The organism is Salipiger sp. H15 (assembly GCF_040409955.1).
GTDB lineage: Bacteria > Pseudomonadota > Alphaproteobacteria > Rhodobacterales > Rhodobacteraceae > Salipiger.
In genome coordinates, this window is the sequence record NZ_CP123385.1 from 1,149,450 (window position 1) to 1,169,216 (window position 19,767).

At 68.9% G+C, this 19,767-nt stretch carries 16 protein-coding genes; 5 read left to right on the plus strand and 11 right to left on the minus strand.

Annotated features, from left to right (window positions below; all coding sequences use genetic code 11):
* Positions 1 to 13: 13 nt before the first annotated feature.
* The 5 genes from PVT71_RS19680 to PVT71_RS19700 all read right to left on the minus strand — a co-directional run bounded on the left by PVT71_RS19680 (position 14) and on the right by PVT71_RS19700 (position 4,956).
* A complete protein-coding gene (locus PVT71_RS19680) occupies positions 14 to 1,120 on the minus strand; it encodes a P1 family peptidase (protein WP_353474150.1) in 1,107 nt (368 codons plus the stop codon).
* Positions 1,117 to 1,935 carry an ABC transporter permease gene (locus tag PVT71_RS19685; RefSeq protein ID WP_353474151.1) on the minus strand — a complete coding sequence of 273 codons (819 nt, stop codon included), beginning with the start codon at positions 1,933 to 1,935 and terminating at the stop codon, positions 1,117 to 1,119. Before PVT71_RS19685 ends, PVT71_RS19680 begins: the two co-directional genes overlap by 4 nt.
* Complete coding sequence (locus tag PVT71_RS19690; protein WP_353474152.1) at positions 1,932 to 2,816, minus strand: ABC transporter permease; 885 nt, start codon at positions 2,814 to 2,816, stop codon at positions 1,932 to 1,934. Before PVT71_RS19690 ends, PVT71_RS19685 begins: the two co-directional genes overlap by 4 nt.
* Entirely contained in the window at positions 2,813 to 3,811 is a 999-nt protein-coding gene (locus PVT71_RS19695; protein WP_353475567.1) for an ABC transporter ATP-binding protein, read from the minus strand. Before PVT71_RS19695 ends, PVT71_RS19690 begins: the two co-directional genes overlap by 4 nt.
* A gap of 122 nt (positions 3,812 to 3,933) precedes the next feature.
* A complete protein-coding gene (locus PVT71_RS19700; RefSeq protein WP_353474153.1) occupies positions 3,934 to 4,956 on the minus strand; it encodes a spermidine/putrescine ABC transporter substrate-binding protein in 1,023 nt (340 codons plus the stop codon).
* Positions 4,957 to 5,068: 112 nt separating this feature from the next.
* On the opposite strand from PVT71_RS19700, the gene PVT71_RS19705 reads away from it, so the two are divergent.
* From PVT71_RS19705 to PVT71_RS19715, 3 genes are all read left to right on the plus strand, one after another.
* Positions 5,069 to 5,935 carry a MurR/RpiR family transcriptional regulator gene (locus tag PVT71_RS19705; protein WP_353474154.1) on the plus strand — a complete coding sequence of 289 codons (867 nt, stop codon included), beginning with the start codon at positions 5,069 to 5,071 and terminating at the stop codon, positions 5,933 to 5,935.
* 167 nt (positions 5,936 to 6,102) lie between these two features.
* Positions 6,103 to 7,572 carry a NarK family nitrate/nitrite MFS transporter gene (locus PVT71_RS19710; RefSeq protein WP_353474155.1) on the plus strand — a complete coding sequence of 490 codons (1,470 nt, stop codon included), beginning with the start codon at positions 6,103 to 6,105 and terminating at the stop codon, positions 7,570 to 7,572.
* A 21-nt stretch (positions 7,573 to 7,593) separates the two neighbouring features.
* Positions 7,594 to 9,360 (plus strand): bifunctional protein-serine/threonine kinase/phosphatase, encoded by a 1,767-nt coding sequence (locus PVT71_RS19715; protein WP_353474156.1) that lies wholly within the window; start codon positions 7,594 to 7,596, stop codon positions 9,358 to 9,360.
* Here the strand turns inward: PVT71_RS19715 and PVT71_RS19720 are convergent.
* The 5 genes from PVT71_RS19720 to PVT71_RS19740 form a co-directional block, all read right to left on the minus strand.
* Positions 9,343 to 11,961, minus strand: coding sequence for a molybdopterin-dependent oxidoreductase (locus PVT71_RS19720; RefSeq protein WP_353474157.1), 2,619 nt, complete (start codon positions 11,959 to 11,961; stop codon positions 9,343 to 9,345). The genes PVT71_RS19715 and PVT71_RS19720 overlap by 18 nt on opposite strands.
* On the minus strand, positions 11,961 to 12,290 hold the full coding sequence (gene nirD / locus PVT71_RS19725) for a nitrite reductase small subunit NirD (RefSeq protein WP_353474158.1): 330 nt from the start codon (positions 12,288 to 12,290) through the stop codon (positions 11,961 to 11,963). The genes PVT71_RS19720 and nirD overlap by 1 nt, the downstream gene beginning before the upstream one ends.
* On the minus strand, positions 12,287 to 14,725 hold the full coding sequence (nirB, locus tag PVT71_RS19730; protein WP_353474159.1) for a nitrite reductase large subunit NirB: 2,439 nt from the start codon (positions 14,723 to 14,725) through the stop codon (positions 12,287 to 12,289). The genes nirD and nirB overlap by 4 nt, the downstream gene beginning before the upstream one ends.
* 32 nt (positions 14,726 to 14,757) lie before the next feature.
* Positions 14,758 to 15,699: a GAF domain-containing protein gene (locus PVT71_RS19735; RefSeq protein WP_353474160.1), complete on the minus strand. Its 942-nt coding sequence runs from the start codon at positions 15,697 to 15,699 to the stop codon at positions 14,758 to 14,760.
* 839 nt (positions 15,700 to 16,538) lie between these two features.
* Positions 16,539 to 16,862 (minus strand): H-NS histone family protein, encoded by a 324-nt coding sequence (locus PVT71_RS19740; RefSeq protein ID WP_353474161.1) that lies wholly within the window; start codon positions 16,860 to 16,862, stop codon positions 16,539 to 16,541.
* A gap of 405 nt (positions 16,863 to 17,267) precedes the next feature.
* Here PVT71_RS19740 and yghX point away from each other — a divergent pair, with 405 nt between their 5' ends.
* Positions 17,268 to 18,161 carry a YghX family hydrolase gene (yghX, locus tag PVT71_RS19745; protein WP_353474162.1) on the plus strand — a complete coding sequence of 298 codons (894 nt, stop codon included), beginning with the start codon at positions 17,268 to 17,270 and terminating at the stop codon, positions 18,159 to 18,161.
* A gap of 13 nt (positions 18,162 to 18,174) precedes the next feature.
* On the plus strand, positions 18,175 to 18,678 hold the full coding sequence (locus tag PVT71_RS19750; protein ID WP_353474163.1) for a cytochrome b/b6 domain-containing protein: 504 nt from the start codon (positions 18,175 to 18,177) through the stop codon (positions 18,676 to 18,678).
* Between the two features lie 31 nt (positions 18,679 to 18,709).
* Here the strand turns inward: PVT71_RS19750 and PVT71_RS19755 are convergent, their stop codons facing one another.
* Positions 18,710 to 19,681 (minus strand): GlxA family transcriptional regulator, encoded by a 972-nt coding sequence (locus PVT71_RS19755; protein WP_353474164.1) that lies wholly within the window; start codon positions 19,679 to 19,681, stop codon positions 18,710 to 18,712.
* Between the last annotated feature and the right edge of the window lie 86 nt (positions 19,682 to 19,767).

Here is a 19,767-nt window from a genome sequence, read left to right on the forward strand (position 1 = left end):
AGGGGCTCGGGTCTCAGCCTGCCAGCAGCGCCATCATCCTGTCTGTGTCGAGCGCCCGGCAGATGCCGTTGGCGGGCCGGGCAAGCGGCACGTCCTCGGCGGCGCAGAGCGCGTTCAGCACCGCCTCGTCCACCGCTTCGACCGCCGCCATGTAGACCGGGTCCAGCAGCTCGTCGTTGAGGCAGGTCATCTGCCGCCACGGGCCCGAGAGCTGCGGCAGCGGCATCTCGTTGGCGGTGGAGAAGGCAAGGAAGATGTCGCCCGAATTGTTGCCGCCCGGCGTGCCGGCGCGGCCGATGCCGATGGCGGCGCGGCGCGACAGGCGCTCGAGCTGGCTCGACGAAAGCGGCAGGTCGGTGGCGAGGATCACGATGATCGAGCCGCGTTCGGTCATCATGTCGGTGATCCGGTGCTCGGTCATCTTCTCGCCGACGCGGCGGCCCGCGACGGTGAGCCAGGGCCGCAGCCCGTGGTTGGCCTGCACCAGCGCGCCGAGGGTGAAGCCCTGCCCGTCCACCTCGAGCCGGCGCGAGGCCGTGCCGGTGCCGCCCTTGTACTCATAGCAGATCATCCCCGCGCCGCCGCCCGAGTTGCCCTCGCGCACCGCGCCGGGCCGCGCCGCGTCGAGCGCCTCACGCGCCAGCGCCTCGGTCACGTGCAGTCCGTTGATGTCGTTGAGCACGCCGTCATAGGTCTCGGCCACCACCGGCATCGCCCAGAGGTGGTTGTTCTCCCAGGTCTCGCCGTAGGTCTCGACCATCCAGCGCACCGCCGCGGTGTGGCAGGGGCCGATGGCGTGGGAGTTCGAGATCATGATCGGCCCGGCCAGCCAGCCGCCGTCGCGCACCCAGTGCGCACCGGTCATCTCGCCGTTGCCGTTGAGGCTGAACTGCCCCGCCCAGACCGGCTTCGGCTCGGGGTCGCGGCCACGCGGCAGGATTGCCGTCACCCCGGTCTGCACCTGGATGCCGCGGGTGGCGAGCGCCGGATCTCGGGACGAGAGCAGCTCGGTGGTGCCCACCTCGATGCCCGGCACGTCGGTGATGGCGTTGAGCGGTCCGGGGGTGCCGGGCAGGGGGATGCCGAGCTCGCGCGCGCGGGGTTTGGTCGTCTGGGTCATTTCTGTCGTCTCGATCTGAAGTAGAGGCCCGCGGCGGCGATCAGCAGGGTGAAGAGCAGCATCAGGGTCGCGATGGCGTTGATCTCGGGCTTGATGCCTCGGCGGAGCAGGCCCCAGATGTGAATGGGCAGCGTGGTGTTGCCGGTGCCGGCGATGAAATAGGTGATGACGAGGTCGTCCATCGAGATGATGAACGCCAGCAGCCAGCCGCCAAGGATGCCCGGCGCGATGCCCGGCAGGGTCACCTTGCGGAAGGTCTGTGCAGGCGTGGCGCCAAGGTCGGCCGAGGCCTCCTCGACGCTGGTGTCGAACTCGGCGAGGCGCGCCGAGACCGTCACGAAGACGTAGGAGATCAGGAAGGTCGACTGGCCGATGATGATCGTCACGATCGACAGGTTCATGCCGATGGTGATGAAGAAGATCAGCAGCGCGATCCCCAGCACGATGTCGGGCATGATCATCGGCAGCATCATCAGCGTGCGGTAGAACCGCGCCAGCCGGAAGCGGTAGCGGGCGACGGCCAGCGCCAGCGCGGTGCCGAAGACGGTCGAGAAGACCGAGGTCGACAGCGCGACGATCAGGCTGGTGCGCACCGCGCCCCAGAGCTGGTCGGTGCTGTCGACATAGGTGGCGCTTTCCGCCAGCGAGGTCTCGAACCCGAAGATCTGCCGGTACCAGTCGAAGGTGAACCCGTCCCAGATCATCATGTTGAGCGTGTTGGCGTTGAACGAATAGATCACCACCAGCAGGATCGGCGCGTAGACGAAGGCGAAGAAGAGCAGCCCGTAAAGGCTGAGGAGGCGGCGCAGGATCATGCTTGCGCCTCCCGCCGGGCGAGCCGGAACTGCGCGATCAGCAGCACCAGCACCGCCGTCATCACCAGCATCGCCAGCGCCGAGCCGAAGGGCCAGTTTCGCGCCGAGAGGAACTGCTGCTCGATCAGGTTGCCGATCATCAGCACCTTCGCCCCGCCCAGCACCGAGGGCACGATGAAATTGCCGAGCGCCGGGATGAAGGTGATCACCGAGCCGCCGACGATGCCGGGCAGGGTCGCGGGCAGAACCACCTTGCGGAAGGTCTGGAAGCGGGTGGCGCCCAGATCCGACGAGGCCTCGATCTGCGCCATGTCGAGCTTTTCGATCGAGCCGTAGAGCGGCAGGAACATGAAGGGGATGAAGACGTAGGTCATCCCGAGGATCACCGCGAAATCGGTGTAGAGGAACTCGATCGGCTCCGAGGTCAGCCCCAGCCCCATGAGCCCCTGGTTGAGAAAGCCCGTGGGACGCAGGATCAGCACCCATGCGAAGAGCCGGACGATCAGGCTCACGAAGAAGGGCAGGGTGACGAGAAAGATCGCGAAGTCGCGCAGCCCGGGGCGCATCCGGCTGATCCAGAATGCGGCCGGGTAGCTCACCAGCAGGCTCGCCACCACCGTGAGCGCCGCCAGCCGCAGCGAGCGCAGGAAGATCGAGATGTAGACCGGGTCGAACTTCTCGTAGCGCGTGTCGGCCCAGCCGAGGATGCGCCCGTAGTTGAGATGCGAGAAGATCCAGTCCACCCCGCCGTAGAGCCCCGGCGTCAGCAGGCTGTAGACCAGCATGATCAGCAGCGGCCCGAAGAAGAAGACCAGCAGGAAGACCGTCGGCGCGCCGAGGAGGCCGACGAGCTGCAGCAGCTTGCGCCGGGCGAGGCTCATGGCAGCACCTCGTCGATCAGGTGCAGACCCTGCGCGGGGGCGTGCAGGGTCATCGGGCTGCCGAGGCCCGGCAGCGCACTGCCCGAGCGCAGCAGGGCGCGGATCGTGCCGAAGGCGGGGGTCTCGAGCGCGACCTGGTGGTCGGTGCCGGTGTAATAGGTCTCGCGGATGGTGCCGGTGAAGCTGAGCGCGTGGCCCTCGGGCGGCGCGGCCGAAGGCGCCTCGGGGCGCAGCAGCAGCGTCGCCTCTCCGGCGGCATGGGGCGTGGCAAAGCTCTGCCCGTCGCGCAGGCCGGCCCGGCCGCCCTCGACCGTCACGGGCAGCAGGTTGCTCTCGCCAAGGAAGTCGGCGGTGAAGAGGTTCGCGGGGGTCCGGTAGAGATCCGTCGGCGCGCCGATCTGCTGGATCCGCCCATGCGCCAGCACGGCGATCCGGTCCGACATGGTCAGCGCCTCTTCCTGGTCGTGGGTGACGAAGATGAAGCCGATGCCGAGCTCGCGCTGCAGCGCCTTCAGCTCCTGCTGCATCTTCTGGCGCAGGTTCTTGTCGAGCGCCGAGAGCGGCTCGTCGAGCAGCAGCAGCTTCGGCTTGCCCGCCAGCGCCCGCGCCAGCGCGACGCGCTGCTGCTGGCCGCCCGAAAGCTGCTGGATCGAACGTTTCTCCATCCCCGCCATGCCGACGAGCTCGAGCATCTCGCCGACGCGGGCGCGGATCTCGCGCTTGTCTCGCCCGGCGATCTCGAGCGCGTAGCCGACATTGCGGGCGACGCTCATGTGGCCGAAGAGCGCGTAGCGCTGGAACACGGTGTTCACCGGTCGGCGATGCGCCGGCAGCTGCGTGACCGCCGCGCCGTCGATCATCACCTCGCCCGCGTCCAGCGCCTCGAAGCCGCTGATGGTGCGCAGGAGCGTGGTCTTGCCGCAGCCCGAGGGGCCGAGAAGGGTGACGAACTCGGCGCTGGCAAGCTTCAGGGAAATCCCGTCGAGAGCGGTCATGGTGCCGCCTTCGGGGGTCCGGAAGGACTTGCGGGCGCCGATGATTTCAAGGGGGGAAGGCATGGTCGTCGGGTCCTGCGTGCCGGCGGGGATCACCCCCGCCGGGCTGGTGTCAAAGGGCATCATTGCGCGGTCTTGATGCGCGTCCACTCGGAGTTGTAGAGTTGCAGGTCGCGGCCGAGATCCTCGAAGATCTGCAGCTTTTCCATCACCGCCGCGGGCGGGTAGATCGTCTCGTTCGACGACAGCTCGACCGGGATCAGCTTCTGCGCGGGCACGTTCGGCGTGCCGTTCATCTGCTGCTCGACGTTCAGCGCGGCGATCTCCGGGCGCAGGTAGAACTCGAGGAACTTCTTCGCCGCGTCCTTGTTCGGCGCGGAGGCAAGCACGCAGATGTCCTCCTGGTACATGGTCGCGCCTTCCTCGGGGATCATGTAGCCGATGGTGTCGGGGTTCTCGGACACGTAGAGGTTCGCGCCGACGTACCAGTGCGCCGCCGCCACGTCGCCCGAGATCACCTGCGGCACGGAGTCGTAGGTGAAGGCGGTGACACCGGCGATGTGGTCGATGATGTAATCCGCCGCCGCGGTGACCTCGTCGGGGTCTGTGGAGTTCACCGACTTGCCGTTCTTGATCAGGCCGATGCCGATGGTCTCGCGCAGGTCGTCGAGCAGGGTGATCTTCTTGCCCGCCGCGCCGAGCGCGAAGAAGTCGTCCCAGCTCTTGATGTCGCCCGCCAGCGCCTTGTTGTAGACGATGCCGACGTTGCCCCAGGCGTAGGGCAGGCAGTACTCGGCGTTGGGGTCGGTCTTGGCGCGGACGAACTGCGGGTCGATGTTCTTGAACTCGGGCGAGGCGCCGATGTCGGTCTTCGCCAGCAGGCCGAGCTGGAACATGATGTCGTGCATGTGCACCGAGGGGAAGACAATGTCGTATCCCGTGGCGCCGGCCTGGATCTTGGCCAGCATCTCCTCGTTCGAGCCGTAGCTGTCGAGGGTGATCTCGATGCCGGTCTCCTTGGTGAAGGCCTCGAGCACGGCGGGGTTGATGTAGTCCCCCCAGTTGTAGATCGACAGCGTCTCTGCGGAGGCGGCCAGAGGCGCGAGGACAAGTGCCGTGGTTGCGGCGAGATGCATCTTCTTCATGGTTTCGGTGGCTCCCTGTCAGGCCGTTTTTCGGTTTTCCCTTGAGTCGCCAAATTGGTTCGATACTGTCTTTTTCGTCAAATGTTAGTTTTCTGTCATCTGGAGATCCGCCATGTCGCACGGCTTTGCATCCTATGCCGAGGCTCCGATTGATGATTTCGTGAGCAAAGTCGAGGAAGGGCTGCCCTCGCTGCCCAAGCAGGAGGCAAAGGTCGCGCAGTACTTCCTGCTCAACCTGAACTCGATCTCCTTCGAGACCGGCAAGTCCATCGCCCAGAAGGCGGGGGTGGCCGAGATCACCGTGGGCCGGATGCTGCGCCGTTTCGGCTGCGCCGGGATGAAGGAGTTCAAGGCTATGCTGCGGCACCGCTACTCTGTCACCGGCGAGAACCTCGCCGACGACGGCTTCGAGCTGCCCGAGGACTGGCAGGAGCAGATGAACGCCGAGCTGCGCGCGGTCAGCACGGTCTACGCCAAGATCAACAGCCCGGCCTTCGAGGCGGCCGAGCGCTACCTGCTCGAGGCGGACGAGGTCTATGTCACCGGCTTCCAGACCGTGCGCGGGCTTGCCGAGGACACGGCGCGGCGGCTGGCGCTGGCCCGTCCGCGCGTGCGCTTCCTGTCGGGCCATGACAGCATGCTCTCGGAATGGCTCGACCCTCCGGCGAAGGCCAGCAGCTGCCTGCTGATCATCGACGTCATCCCCTACGCGGCGGAATGCGAGACCCTCGCGCGGCTGGCGCGCGAGCAGGGCCGGACGGTGGTGGTGGTGACGGACGAATACTGCCACTGGGCGCACGAGGTGACCGACGCGGTGATCAACACGCCCTCGAAGACCGGCCTCTTCCTCGAGTCCATCCTCGGCCTCAACGCTGCCGCCAGCCTGCTGATCCACGCCACGGCGCGTGGCACGGGGACCGACCTCGACAAGCGGATGCGCGACTGGAAGCGGCTGGCGCAGCGGATCGGGATCTTCTGAGGACGCCCGGCCCGCCCCGCCCGCCATCCGGCATGCTGCGCATTCTCTGGGCGAAGGGCGGCGCGAACGGGAAATTTGCCGCGGTTTCTGCACCTGCAGCATGACGCGCCTTTCCCGGCCGCGCGGCTCGGCGCAGAGTCGGGACGCGCCCCCAGCCGGAGACCCTCATGCCCAGCGAGAAGTTCAACCTCCTCTCCTTCAGCGGCAAGATGCGCATCCTGCACCTGACGTGGTTCGCCTTCTTCCTGACCTTCGTGATCTGGTTCAACCTCGCGCCGATGCTGCAGGCGATCCGCGACAGCCTCGGGCTCGACCAGGCGCAGGTGACGACGCTGCTGGTGCTGAACGTCGCGCTGACCATCCCCGCCCGGATCGTTGTCGGCATGCTGACCGACCTCTACGGGCCGCGCCGGGTCTACTCGGGGCTGCTCATCCTCTGCTCGATCCCCTGCTTCGTCTTCGCGCTGGCCGAGAACTTCACCCAGCTGGCGCTGGCGCGTTTCGCGCTGGGCTTCATCGGGGCGGGCTTCGTCATCGGCATCCGCATGGTCTCGGAATGGTTCCCCGCCGAGGAGCTTGGCACCGCCGAGGGCATCTACGGCGGCTGGGGCAACTTCGGCTCGGCGGCGGCGGCCTTCACCCTGTCCACCCTCGCGATGTGGTTCGGCGGCGAGGACGGCTGGCGGTGGGCGATCGGGCTCACCGGGGCGCTGGCGCTGGTCTACGGCTTTGTCTACTACGCCTCGGTGCAGGACGTGCCCAAGGGCTCGCGCTACTTCCGCCCGAAGAACGCCACCGCGATGGAGGTCACCTCGAAGGGCGACCTGATCTTCCTGCTGGTGATGAAGGTGCCGCTCTACATCGCGCTCGGCGCGCTGGCATGGCGGCTGCGCAACGTGGCGATCTTCACCACGGCCACCATGTACGCGGTCTGGGCCGGGCTGCTGCTGCTCTATCTCTACGACTCGACACTGGCCCTGCGCGCCAACCGCCGCGTGCTGACCGAGGAGGTTCCCGCCTTCCAGCGCTACAGCTTCAGGCAGGTGGCGATCCTCAACATCCTCTACTTCGCCACCTTCGGCTCCGAGCTCGCGGTGGTCTCGATGCTGCCGCTGTTCTTTGCCGAGACCTTCGGCCTCTCGCCGGTGGTGGCGGGCATGGTCGCCTCGGCCTATGCCTTCATGAACCTGATGTCGCGCCCCGGCGGCGGCTGGATATCGGACCGGTTCGGGCGCAAGCCGACGCTGCTGATCCTGACCGCGGGGCTGGCGGTGGGCTATGCCGCCATGGGGATCATCGGCCCCGGCTGGCCGGTCTGGCTGGCGGTGGTCGTCGCCATGGCCTGCTCGTTCTTCGTACAGGCGGGCGAGGGCGCGGTCTTTGCCGTGGTGCCGCTGATCAAGCGCTCGCTCACCGGGCAGATCGCCGGGATGACCGGGGCCTACGGCAACGTCGGCGCGGTGATCTACCTCATCGTCTATGCCATGGTCGATGCCTCGACCTTCTTCCTCGTCATTGCCGGGACCGCGGTGCTGGGTTTCGCCGCGCTCCTCTTCCTCGAGGAGCCGACGGGCGAGATCGCCGAGGTTGACGAGGACGGCACCGTCACCATGATCAACGTGGGTCTCAGGGCCTGAACCCGCAGCACCGGTGAGTACATGGACGAACCCGCCAACCTCTTCCCGAAGCGGGCCCTGAAGGGCGTGCTCGGAGGCTGGAGCCACGCCGGGGTCAAGCCGAGGAACGACGACGCCATTGCCGGGAAGGTGCCCGGGAGCGCCTGGGAGATGCAGGCCAAGGGCATCGTCGCCTGCATCGCCGACGGCATCTCGACCGGGCGCAACTCGGACAAGGCGGCGCAGATCTCGGTGATCCAGTTCGCGCGGGACTATTACTCGGCGCCGGAAAGCTGGCCGGTGCGCGACTGCGCGGGGCGGCTGCTGACCGCGCTCAACAGCTGGTTCCACGCGCAGAACCGCTCGGGCTCGCCCGAGGCCGAGGGGCAGGTCACCACCTTCACCGCGCTGATTGCCCGGTCGCAGACGCTGCACGTCGTCCATATCGGCGACACCCGCGCCTCGCGCCTGCGCGGCGGGCGGTTGCAGCGGCTGACCGAGGACCACGCGGCGCGGTTCATGGGCGGCCCCGAGGCGCTGACGCGCGCGCTGGGGATCGAGAGCGACATCCGGGTCGACTACCTGTCCGAGGCGATGGCGGCGGGCGATCTCTACCTGCTGACCTCGGACGGCGTGCATGGGGTGCTCGGCGGGGCCGAGATCGCGCAGCAGCTGGACGGCGCACCGCTCGAGACGCAGGCAGAGCTCGAGGCCGCCGCGCGCCGGCTCTGCGAGGCGGCGCTGGCGGCGGGCAGCAACGATAACGTCAGCTGCCTGCTGCTGCGGGTGCTGGAGCTGCCCGCCGAGACGCTCACCGAGGCGCACGACCGCCTGACCGCGCAGGCGATCCCGCCGCGCATGGTGCCGGGCAACCGGATCGACGGCTGGGAGGTCATGGAGGTGCTGCACGCCTCGCCGCGCAGCACGGTCTACCTCGTGCGCCGGGCGGGTGAGGAGGGGGTGCAGGTGCTCAAGGCGCCGTCGCGGAATTTCGAGGACAACCTGCATTACCTCGAGGGCTTCTCGCTCGAGCAATGGGTCGGGCGGCGGATCGCGCATCCGCAGGTCATGAAGATCCGCCCGCACGAGGACAGCCGCTTTCTCTACTACGTCGCCGAGCATGTCGAAGGGCAGACGCTGCGCGACTGGATGGGCCGGAACCCCGCGCCCGGCATTGCCACAGTGCTGCCGCTGCTCGGCTCGCTGGCCGCGGCGCTGCGGGTCTTTCACCGCATGGGCATGGTGCACCGCGACCTCAAGCCCGAGAACGTGATCCTCGGCCCGGACGGCACGGCGAAGATCATCGACTTCGGCTCGGTGCAGGTCAGCGGCTTTCGCGAGATCGCCCGCGCCGGGGCCGAGGAGCTTCCCGAGGGCTCGCTCAACTACATCGCCCCCGAGGTGCTGACCGGGCAGGAGGCGACACCGAGATCCGACCTCTACTCGCTGGGGGTGATCGCCTGGGAGATGCTGGCCGGGAGGGTGCCGGTCGATCTCGAGACCCGCGCCCGCCTGCCCGCGCGGCCCGCCGACTGGGCCTTGCCGCAACTGGCCGAGCGGCGGCCCGACCTGCCCGAGGGCACGCAGGCGGTGCTGGCGCGGGTGCTCTCGCCGGATCCGGCACAGCGGCCGCGGGCCATGTCGGAATTCCTCGCCGACCTGCAGGACCTCTCGCGCCGGCAGGGGGCCGGGCGGCACGGGTCCGTGCCGCTCTTCCGCCGCGGCTCCGCCGGGTTCTGGCGTCTCTGGGCGCTGGTCAGCACGGCGCTGGCGGTTTTGCTCGCGCTGCTGCTACTCGGCCGCCTCTGAGACGCCCTCGTTCAGCAGCGCCGCCAGTTCCGCCTTGCACGAGCCGCAGTTGGTGCCCGCCGAGAGGCTGGCGCCGATCGCCTGGACGCTCCGCAGCCCCTCGGCCGAAATCGCCCGCAGGATGGTGTTGCGGCCGACGGCGTAGCAGGAGCAGACCACCGCGCCGGGATCGGGCATGTCGCCGCGCGCCTTCCCGGCCAGCGCCCAGCAGGTCTCGGTACCCGGAAGACCGGCAAGGAAGTCCCGCATCAGCCGCACCGGCGCGCGGTCGAGGTAGAGCGCCGCCAGCAGGGTCTCGCCCCGCAGGAAGGCCATGCGCCAGCGCCCCTTGCCCGCGTCTCGGCTCATCTGCAGCGCGGCGTCGGGCAGGCCGAAGAGCGCACGGGCAAAGGCCTCGGGGTCGGCGATCGCCTCGGTTCCGGCAAGTTCGGCGCGGTAGCCGCGCGTCGTTCGCGCCAGCGCCCAGTAGGCGCAATCGGGGGCGGGCCGCGTGGTGCTGATGGCAAAGCCGTACCAGGCTGCGTCGAACCTTGCGGCGGCGACCGCCGCGGCCTTGCTCTCGGGCTGGCCCGAGAGCGGGTCGGTGACCGCCGCCACGAGCGCGTCGATGCGCGCGGCGGGGGCGGTCTCGCCGGTCCAGTGCATCGGCGCGAAAAGCTGGCCCGGCCGGACGTCGGAGGTGATCCGCAGCCGCAGGATCGCGCTGCCCTGCGGGCTCGTCAGCCGCACGAGATCGGCGGGGGAGAGACCCAGCCGCGCGGCGTCCTCGGGGTGCATGTCGGCGAAGGGCTCGGGCAGGTGCGCCGAGAGCCGGGGCGAGAGCGCCGTGCGGGTCATCGTGTGCCACTGGTCGCGCAGCCGCCCGGTGTTGAGCCGGAACGGGTGCTCGGGCGTCAGCGCCGCGGCGGGCGGGCGCGGCACCAGTGGCAGCATCCGCGCCTTGCCGTCCGGATGGTAGAATCCGCCCTCGGCGAAGAACCGGCCGCCCTGTTTCGCCGGGCCATCGGGCCAGCGGAAGGGCGGCATCGCGTCATAGTCGGCGGCGCTGAGCCCCGCCCGGTTCGAGATGTCGAAATCGAGCCCGAAGCCCCCGGCGATCCCCGAGAGCGCCGCGTGCTCGGCGAAGACCTCGGCCTCGGAAGTCCAGCCGAAGCCCTCCTCGAAGCCCATCCGCCGCGCGACCTCGGCGAGGATGCGCCAGTCGGGCCGCGCCTCGCCCGGCGCGGCAACCACGGCGCGCTGGCGCGAGATGCGGCGGTCGGAATTGGTCACCGTGCCGCTCTTCTCGGCCCATGCGGTGGCGGGCAGGAACACATGCGCATGGCGCGCCGTGTCGGTGCGCGTGGTGACGTCCGAGACCACCACGAAGGGGCAGGCGGCGATGGTCTCGCGCACGAGGTCGGCCTCGGGCAGGGTGACGGCGGGGTTGGAATGGATCACCCAGAGCGCCTTGATCCGCCCGTCCGCCACGGCGCGGAACATCTCGACCGCCTTCAGCCCCGGCGCCTCCGGCATCGCCGGGGACCGCCAGAACGCCTGCACCGCCGCCCGGTGCGCGGGGTTTCCGATCTCGAGATGGCAGGCGAGCGTGTTGGTGAGCCCGCCCACCTCGCGCCCGCCCATGGCGTTGGGCTGGCCGGTGACGGAAAAGGGCCCCATGCCGGGCCTGCCGATCCGCCCCGTCGCGAGATGGCAGTTGAGGATGGCGTTCACCTTGTCGCTGCCGGAGGAGGACTGGTTCACCCCCTGCGAGAAGATCGTGACGACCCTTTCGGTGCCGATCCAGAGGTCGCAGAAGTCCCGCACCTCCTCCGGCGAAAGGCCGGTGATCGCCGGATCGCTGGCCTTCGCCGCCGCCACGGCCTCGGCATAGCCGCTCACATGCGCCGCGACATAGGCCGGGTCATCTGCGCCGCGCCGGGCGATCTCGGCCAGCAGCGCGTTGAAGAGCGCGACGTCCGAGCCGGGCTCCAAGGCAAGGTGCAGGTCCGCCCCCTCGCAGCTGGCGGTGCGCCGCGGATCTACGACCACGAGCCGGAGCGGGCGCCGCTCGCGCGCCGCCATGATCCGCTGGTAGAGCACCGGGTGGCACCATGCGAGGTTGCTGCCGACCAGCACCACGAGATCGGCCTCGTCGAGATCCTCGTAGGTGCCGGGGACGGTGTCGGTGCCGAAGGCGCGCCTGTGGCCCGCCACGGTCGAGGCCATGCAGAGCCGCGAATTGGTGTCGATGTTGGCCGAGCCGATGAAGCCCTTCATCAGCTTGTTGGCGACATAGTAATCCTCGGTCAGCATCTGGCCCGAGACGTAGAAGGCCACGCTGTCCGGCCCGTGCGCCTCGACCGTCTTGCGCAGCCGCGTCGCCACGAGGGTCAGCGCGTCCTTCCATGCCGCCTCGGTGCCATGTACCAGCGGGACGAGCTGGCGCTCCCCGAGCCCGACCGTCTCGGCAAGCGCCGAGCCCTTGGAGCAGAGCCGGCCGCGGTTGGTGGGGTGGTCGGGATCGCCGCGCACCGAAAGGCCGCCCGCGCCGTCCGGGCTCAGCAGCACGCCGCAGCCGACGCCGCAATAGGGGCAGGTCGAACGGACCTCGGCCCCCATCAGGCGGCGCGGGTGGCGACGGCGGCCCCGTCGAGCAGGATGCGCCCGTCCGCGATCTTCACCGGGTAGGTCGCGATGCGCCCCTCGTCCGCGCCCTGTGCCTCGCCGGTCTCGAGCGAGTAGACCCAGCCGTGCAGCGGGCAGGTGATGTTGCGGCCATGGACCATGCCCTCGGCCAGCGGCCCGCGCCGGTGGGCGCAGCTGTTGGAGGTGGCGAAGATCTCGTCCTCGCCGGTGCGGAAGATCGCCACGCAGCCGGCGCGGGTCTTCACCACGCGCGCCCCGCGCAGCGGAATGTCGTCGAGCGCGCCCACGTCGATCCAGCTCATTCCGCCGCCTCCTGCGTGAAATCCGCGAGGGGGTGGAACTTGCGCGCCTCGGCGGGCGCGGCGCGCTCGGCCCAGGGATCCTTCTGGTAGACGCTCTGCGACAGGTCGAAGCGGTCGACCAGCGCCTGCCGCCCGGCGGGATCGGCCAGCGCCTGCTTCACCCAGTCGAGCCCGACCTTGGCGACCCACTTGTAGGGCCGGTCCAGATATTTCGCGTGCTCGCGGTAGAGCTGGACGAAGGCGACGGTCCACTCGATCGCCTCCTCTTCGGTTGCGACGTCGACCAGCCGCTCGGTCTCCTTCACGTCCATGCCCGCGGCGCCGGCGACGCCGATCTGGTAGCCGCTGTCGACGCAGATGATGCCGACGTCCTTGCAGGTCGCCTCGGCGCAGTTGCGCGGGCAGCCCGAGACCCCGAGCTTGACCTTGTGCGGCGTCCAGGAGCCCCAGAGCCGCTTTTCGAGCCTGATGCCGAGCCCGGTGCTGTCCTGCGTGCCGAAGCGGCACCAATCCGAGCCGACGCAGGTTTTCACCGTGCGCAGCCCCTTGGTATAGGCGTGGCCCGAGACCATTCCGGCGGCGTTGAGATCGGCCCAGATCGCCGGAAGGTCCTCCTTCTTCACGCCAAGCAGGTCGATCCGCTGGCCGCCGGTCACCTTCACCGCCGCGCCGTACCTGCGCGCCGCCTCGGCGATGGCGATCAGCTCGTCGGGCGTGGTCATCCCGCCCCACATGCGGGGCATCACCGAATAGGTGCCGTCCTTCTGGATGTTTGCGTGGTTGCGCTCGTTCACCAGCCGCGACTGCGGGTCGTCGCGGTACTCGAGCGGCCAGTCGGCGAGCAGGTAGAAGTTCACCGCCGGGCGGCAGACGTGGCAGCCGTTCGGGGTCTTCCAGCCCAGTTCCTGCCAGACCGCGGGCTGCGACTTCAGCGCCTTGCTGCGGATCAGCAGCCGCAGGTCCTCGTGGGTGAGATCGCAGCAGGCGCAGACCGGCTTGGCGGCGGGCATCTCGAAGGCCTCGCCCAGCGAGACCGCCAGCACCTGCTCGACCAGCCCGGTGCAGGTGCCGCAGGAGGCCGAGGCCTTGGTCCGCGCGCGCACCGCGTCGAGCGACTGCGCCCCGCCCTCGATCGCCGCGAGGATGTCGCCCTTGCACACGCCGTTGCAGCCACAGATCTCGGCCTCAGCCGGCAATGCTGCAACGGCTGCCAGAGGGTCCGCGGCGGCACCGCCACCCCCCTGGAAAGCCGGGCCGAAGATGAGCGTCTCGCGCATCTCCTCGATGTCGGTGCCGTCCTTGATCAGGCCGAAGAACCAGCTGCCGTCGGCGGTGTCGCCGTACATCACCGCGCCGACCAGCCGGTCGGCCTCGATCACCAGACGCTTGTAGATGCCGCGCGCGGGGTCGCGGTAGACGATGTCCTCGCGGCCCTCTGCCTCGGCGAAGTCCCCGGCCGAGAAGAGATCGCAGCCGGTGACCTTGAGCTTGGTGGACAGCTCGCGCAGGGCAAAGGCGTCGGCCTCGCCGAGCAGGGTCTTCGCCAGCACCCGGGCCTGGTCGTAGAGCGGCGCGACAAGGCCGAAGAGCGCGCCGGCGAACTCCACGCATTCGCCCAAGGCGAAGATGTCGGGATCCGAGGTGCGCATCTGCGCGTCGACCCTGATCGCGCGGCCCATCTCGAGTCCTGCCGCATGGCCAAGCCCCGCCGCGGGCCGGATGCCCGCCGCCATGCAGACGATGTCTGCCCGCAGCCTGGTGCCGTCCTCGAGCAGCACCCGCTCGACCCTGCCCGCGCCCTCGAGGCTGCGGGTCTTCGCGCCGGTGATCACCCGGATGCCGCGCTTCTCGAGATCCCGTTGCAGCAGGTAGCCGGCGGTCTCGTCGAGCTGGCGGTTCATCAGGTGCGCCGCGTTGTGCAGCACCGTCACCTCCATGCCGCGCAACCGCAGCCCCGCCGCCGCCTCGAGGCCGAGAAGCCCGCCGCCGATGATCACCGCGTGGGAGCCGGGCGTCGCCGCGGCCCGGATCATCGCGTTGGTGTCCTCGAGGTCGCGGTAGCCGAGGACGCCCGGCAGGTCATGTCCGGGCAGCGGGGGGATGAAGGGCGTCGAGCCGGTGGCGATGACCAGCCGGTCGTAGGGGGTCTCGCCGCGCTCCGAGGTGACCACCCTGCGCGCGGCGTCGATGCCGGTCACCGGCTCGCCGAAGCGCGTGCGCACGCCCCGCGCGGCGTACCAGGCATCGTCATGGGTGACGATCTCGTCGAAGCCCTTCTCGCCCGAGAGCACCGGAGAAAGCATGATCCGGTTGTAGTTGCCGCGCGGCTCGGCGTTGAAGAGGGTGACCTCGAAAGCGTCCGGCGCGGCATCGAGGAGGTGTTCGAGCATCCGGCCCGAGGCCATGCCGGCACCGATGACAACCAGTCTTTGCATGTGCGTCCTCCTGTGCGGGGGCTCGGGGATGGTCAGAGATACCAGGCGACCACGTAGGCCAGCCCGGTCTCGCGGTGGATGGGCAGGGCGATCATCTGCGTGTAGCCCGCCGGCAGGCCCGCGCTGCCGGTCTGCACCAGCGGCAGGCCCGAGCCGAGCACGCGCCCGACCGGCCCCTGCCAGGCGGTGACCGCGACCGCGTCGAGCGGCGGGTTCTCCTTCGGGGCAAGCGGTCCCTCGCGCGCGCAGAGCCCGTCGATGCGGAGCGCCTTCCGCTCGGGCCCGACCCGTTCCGGCCGCGCGTCCCAGATCTCGAAGCGCTGCGCGATCGGCGTGCCGGGGGCCGAGAGCAGGGTGAGCACGTAGGTCTTGTCTCCCGGGGTCGGGATCGGCAGGCCGAGGCCGGTCTTCAGCCCCGCGCGCCCCGCGCTCTCTGCCCGCAGGAAGCCGTAGGAGGCGCCGAGATCGCGCATCAGGATCGGCGTGCCCGAGGCCCAGACCCCGCCCGGCAGCCCCTGCCCATGGCCGAAGCGCGTGCCGCGCGAGACTGCCTCGAATTCCTCGGCACTGCCGTAATAACCGTCGCTCAGCGCGAGCGCGCCGTCGGAGTCCTCCCAGACCTCGATCGCGCCGCTATGGTTCGCCTCGGCAAAGAGGACGACGAGCACCGCCTTCAGCTCCGCGCCCGCAAAGACCGGGATCGCCACCGCCGCCGTCAGGTTGGCCTTCGCCGCCGCCTCGGCGCGCCGGAAATCGCTGCCGTCGAGCCGGCCCAGCACCACCGGCCGCGCCTCGTCCCAGGCCCGGCCCGGAAGGCCGGCGCCCTTCGCGAAATCCGTGCGCTCGGAAACCGTGCCGAAGTCCTCGAGACCGGCATAGGTTCCGCGCTCGAGCACCAGCCTGCCTTTCTCCGGCACCCAGACTTCCGCGACGCGGATGAAGGTCCGGGTCTTCGGGTCCAAGAGATCGTCCATCGCCTGCTCCTGTGCCGCGGGTGTCGGGCGCGCCGGGATCTGCCGGCCGGTCTGGCTTCATCGGACGCCAGCGGAAGGCGGGCTGGCAAGGATTCCGGGCGCCGGGGCGCCCATCCCCGCGTCAGGCGCGCCCGCGTGGCGCGAAATTGGGCGATGCCCGGGGTTTTCGGGGAAGGACCGGGTGCAGGGGGGCGGAGGGCTGTTCCATCGCCTAGCAGGGGTGCGCGGGGATCGGGTGCCCTTTCGGAAGGGTTTGCACCTGGGATGTCACCCTGAATGGGGCGATGCACGGCTGTGCGTTATTGCAGGGTGCCTGCTGGCAATGTGCAATTGTACCGTTGCGGAAATGTCGGAGTGTCTTCGAATTTACTCAACTCCGCCGCGTCTCGCGATTGGTGGTGGAGTTATTCCATCGCCGCGAGGTGATCCGGTCTGGAGCGCGGAGGATTTTACCGCGTGCTCTCCGGTGTTATGGAGAGGTGTCCAATCATTCCTCGGACAGCGTGCAGGTTGAAATGGAGGATGTTCCACGCGTCACAATTGATAATTTTCAATTAATGCAAATGTGCAATTGCGCGGATGAAATGGGGTTGATCCGAGGCCAATGGATGTACAGGCAGCCGGGCTTGGGTGCGGGCGATCTTCAAGGGATACCCGGTGACACCGAAATGCGAGAGATTACCCCCAATCCTCGCCCCTCTTTACCGACTGACCGGCGGCAAAGCCGGTGGATTTGAAACCGCGATCTTGTGCCGGATCATCCGTCCGGTCGACAGGCGGGTCTTGCGCGACATTGCCTTGTTTCTGTCGCGCTGCCCGCCTTTCGCCAGACGGAAGGATCAGGACGCGATCGCGAGATCGTCCAGCTCGCCGCCGGAAGAGATGTGCGCCGTGACCCACTTGGGTTTCCGCCCCCGGCCCGTCCAGGTCTGCTCGGGGTTTTCCGGATGCGCGTATTTCGGGGCACCCTTCGAGACTTTCGATCCCGAGCTCGCGATCAGGTCGGAAAGGGAATAGCCGAGCTCCTTTGCGAGCGCTTCCGTCGCCGCCCGCGCTTCGGCCTTCTTTCGGGTGTCGTACTCGTCGAGAGCTTTCGAGATACGCTTGCTGAGCGCAGTAAGCTCGTCCTTGTTCATTTCCTGAAGGTTAAAGTCAGTTCTCATAATTCGCCTCCGTCGCGTTTATGATTGACCAAATATATCGCGAATGGTTTCCGACAAGATAATCTCTTTCGTGTCAGCAGCAACTTTTCGCTCAATCGTGAAGGGACGTTTATTTCCCTGAGGGGGTATCCATTGCATGGGAGCGGCAACCCGGAGCCTTTGCCGATTTTCGGGCGCCTCACGACAACGAGAAGCGCCGCGGCGGTGGCCAGCGGTGCGGAAAGGAACGCGCCCCACATCGCCCCGACGCGCCGGACGGCAAGGCTCGGGCCGGTTGCAGGACGAAATGCGCCCCGAGCCGGGTGTTGCGGGCGCGCCCGGCGGGTGGCGGCCCGCACACCAGAGCGTGAAAGACTCCTGCCCGAAGGATGCTACTCTCTTCCCGTGCGCAGAGGAGGACAGCCCATGACCGACCAGACCCGGATGACCGCAAAGGACTTCAGTCCCGAGCTTCTCGAGCTCTACGACTTCTACGCCCATGGCATGATCACCAAGCGCGAGTTCCTCGACCGCGCCGGCAAGTTCGCGGTCGGAGGCCTCACCGCGGCGGCGATCCTCGGGATGATGAGCCCGGATTACGCGCTGGCCGAGCAGGTCAGCTTCAACGATCCCGACATCCTCGCCGAGTGGATCACCTATCCCTCGCCGAACGGCCATGGCGAGATGCGCGCCTATCTGGTCCGCCCAACCGGCCGCGAGACCGCGCCCGGAGTCGTTGTTGTGCACGAGAACCGCGGGCTCAACCCCTATATCGAGGACGTGGCGCGGCGGCTCGCCAAGGCGGGGTTCATCGCGCTGGCCCCGGACGGGCTGACGCCGCTCGGCGGCTATCCGGGCAATGACGAGCAGGGCCGCGCGCTGCAGCAGCAGGTGGATGGCGAGAAACTGATGAACGACTTCTTCGCCGCGGTGGAGTTCCTGATGGCCCATGAGGATGTCACCGGCAAGGTCGGCATCACCGGCTTCTGCTACGGCGGCGGCGTCGCCAATGCCGCGGCGGTGGCCTATCCCGAGCTTGGCGCCGCGGTGCCCTTCTACGGGCGCCAGCCCGACGCCGCCGACGTGCCGAAGATCGAGGCGCCGCTGCTGCTGCACTACGGCGGGCTCGACGAGCGGGTGAACGCCGGATGGCCCGCCTACGAGGCGGCGCTGAAGGCGAACGGAAAGGCCTTTGAGGCGTATATCTACGAAGGCGCGAACCACGGGTTCCACAACGACTCGACGCCGCGCTACGACAAGGTCGCGGCCGAGCTTGCCTGGTCGCGCACCATCGACTGGTTCACCACGCACCTCGCTTGAAGGAGACAGGGGCATGAGCATGCACGAGACCGGCGATCCCCTCGCCGCGGCGGAATACACCAGGGCACAGAAGATGCTCCACTGGGCGATCGTGATCCTGATCGCGGTGCAGTACCTGCTCTTCGATCACATGGGGCGCGAGTTCCGCGCGGTGATGGAGGGCACGGGCACGGCCTATGACAGCACCTCGGTGGTGCATATCCTGATCGGCGCGGCAGTGCTGCTGCTGATGGTCTGGCGGCTCGGGCTGCGGCTGCGGCGCGGCACGCCCGCGCTGCCCGAGGCCGAGCCCGACTGGGCCAGCAAGGTCTCGAAGGCCGTGCACTGGCTGTTCTACGCGCTGCTGATCGCGCTGCCGCTGCTGGGGCTCCTCGCCTGGTTCGGAAAGGTCCGCGTCGCCGCCGAGGCGCACGAGATCGGCACCACCGTGCTGCTCTGGGTGATCGGCCTGCACCTCGCGGGGGTGCTCGTCCACCAGTTCTGGTGGCGCACCGGGCTGCTGCGCCGGATGGTCTGACGGCGGCGCGCGCAGGCGCGGCGCAGGGCGGTCACGTCGCCGGGCGCGTCTGGCCGGCCCTGCGCCGCGCCGCCGGGCCGCAGCCGAAGCGGCGGCGGAAGGCGCGGCTGAACGGGCTGCGTTCGCCGAAACCGGTGGCCTGCGCCACCGCGTCGATGCCCATGCCCGAGTGGCGCAGGATCTCGTCGGCCTTGTCGAGCCGCAGCCCCCGGTAGAAGGCCATGACGCTCGCGCCGAGCTGCGCGCGGCTCAGCCGCTCCAGCTGCCGCGCGCTGACGCCGCTCAGCTTCGCCAGATCCTCCAGCGTCAGCGGGTCGGCGATATGGCTGCTCATCAGCTCGAGCATCGCCTCGAGCGCCGGGTGGGTGACGCCGAGGCTGAGCGCCACGCTCTGCTGCTGCGGCGCCTCGGCCTGCCGGATGCCGGTGTGGATGAACCAGTCGCTGACCGCACGCGCGAGATCCGCGCCGTGCTCCATGGTGATCAGCGCATGCATCATGTCGAGCGGCGCGACACCCCCGGCACAGGTGTAGCGGTCGCGGTCGATGACGAAGAGCCGGCGCTCGATCAGCGCCTCGGGGTGCAGGCTGCGCATCTCGTCGACATGCATCCAGTGGATCGTGTAGCGCCGGTCCTGCAGCACGCCCGCCGCGGCGAGCAGCGCGGCCCCGCCCGAGATGCCGCCCAGCGGCACCCCCTGCCGCGCCATGCGGCGCAGCCAGGCAAGCACGGCGGGATCCGTCGCCTGCATCGGATCGCCGCCCGAGACCACGAAGAGCAGGTCGAGCCGGCCCTGCGCCTCGGCCAGCGCCTCGGTCTCGAACCCTCCCGTAACCGAGCTGCGCAACCATCCGCCCCGCGCCGAGAGGAACACCAGCTCGTAAAGCGCCTTGCCGCTCAGCAGGTTGGCGGCGCGCAGCGGCTCCACCGCCGCGGCGGCGGACATCAGCGCGTAATCCGGCGTCAGCAGGAAGCCGATGCGGCGGGTTGGGGTCTGGGACATCTCGGCTCCGGTCGTCTCATGTCCTGAAATGTCACAAGTATGTCCCGTGTGGAACGATGAATTCGCGCCACCTCTGCGATTTTGCG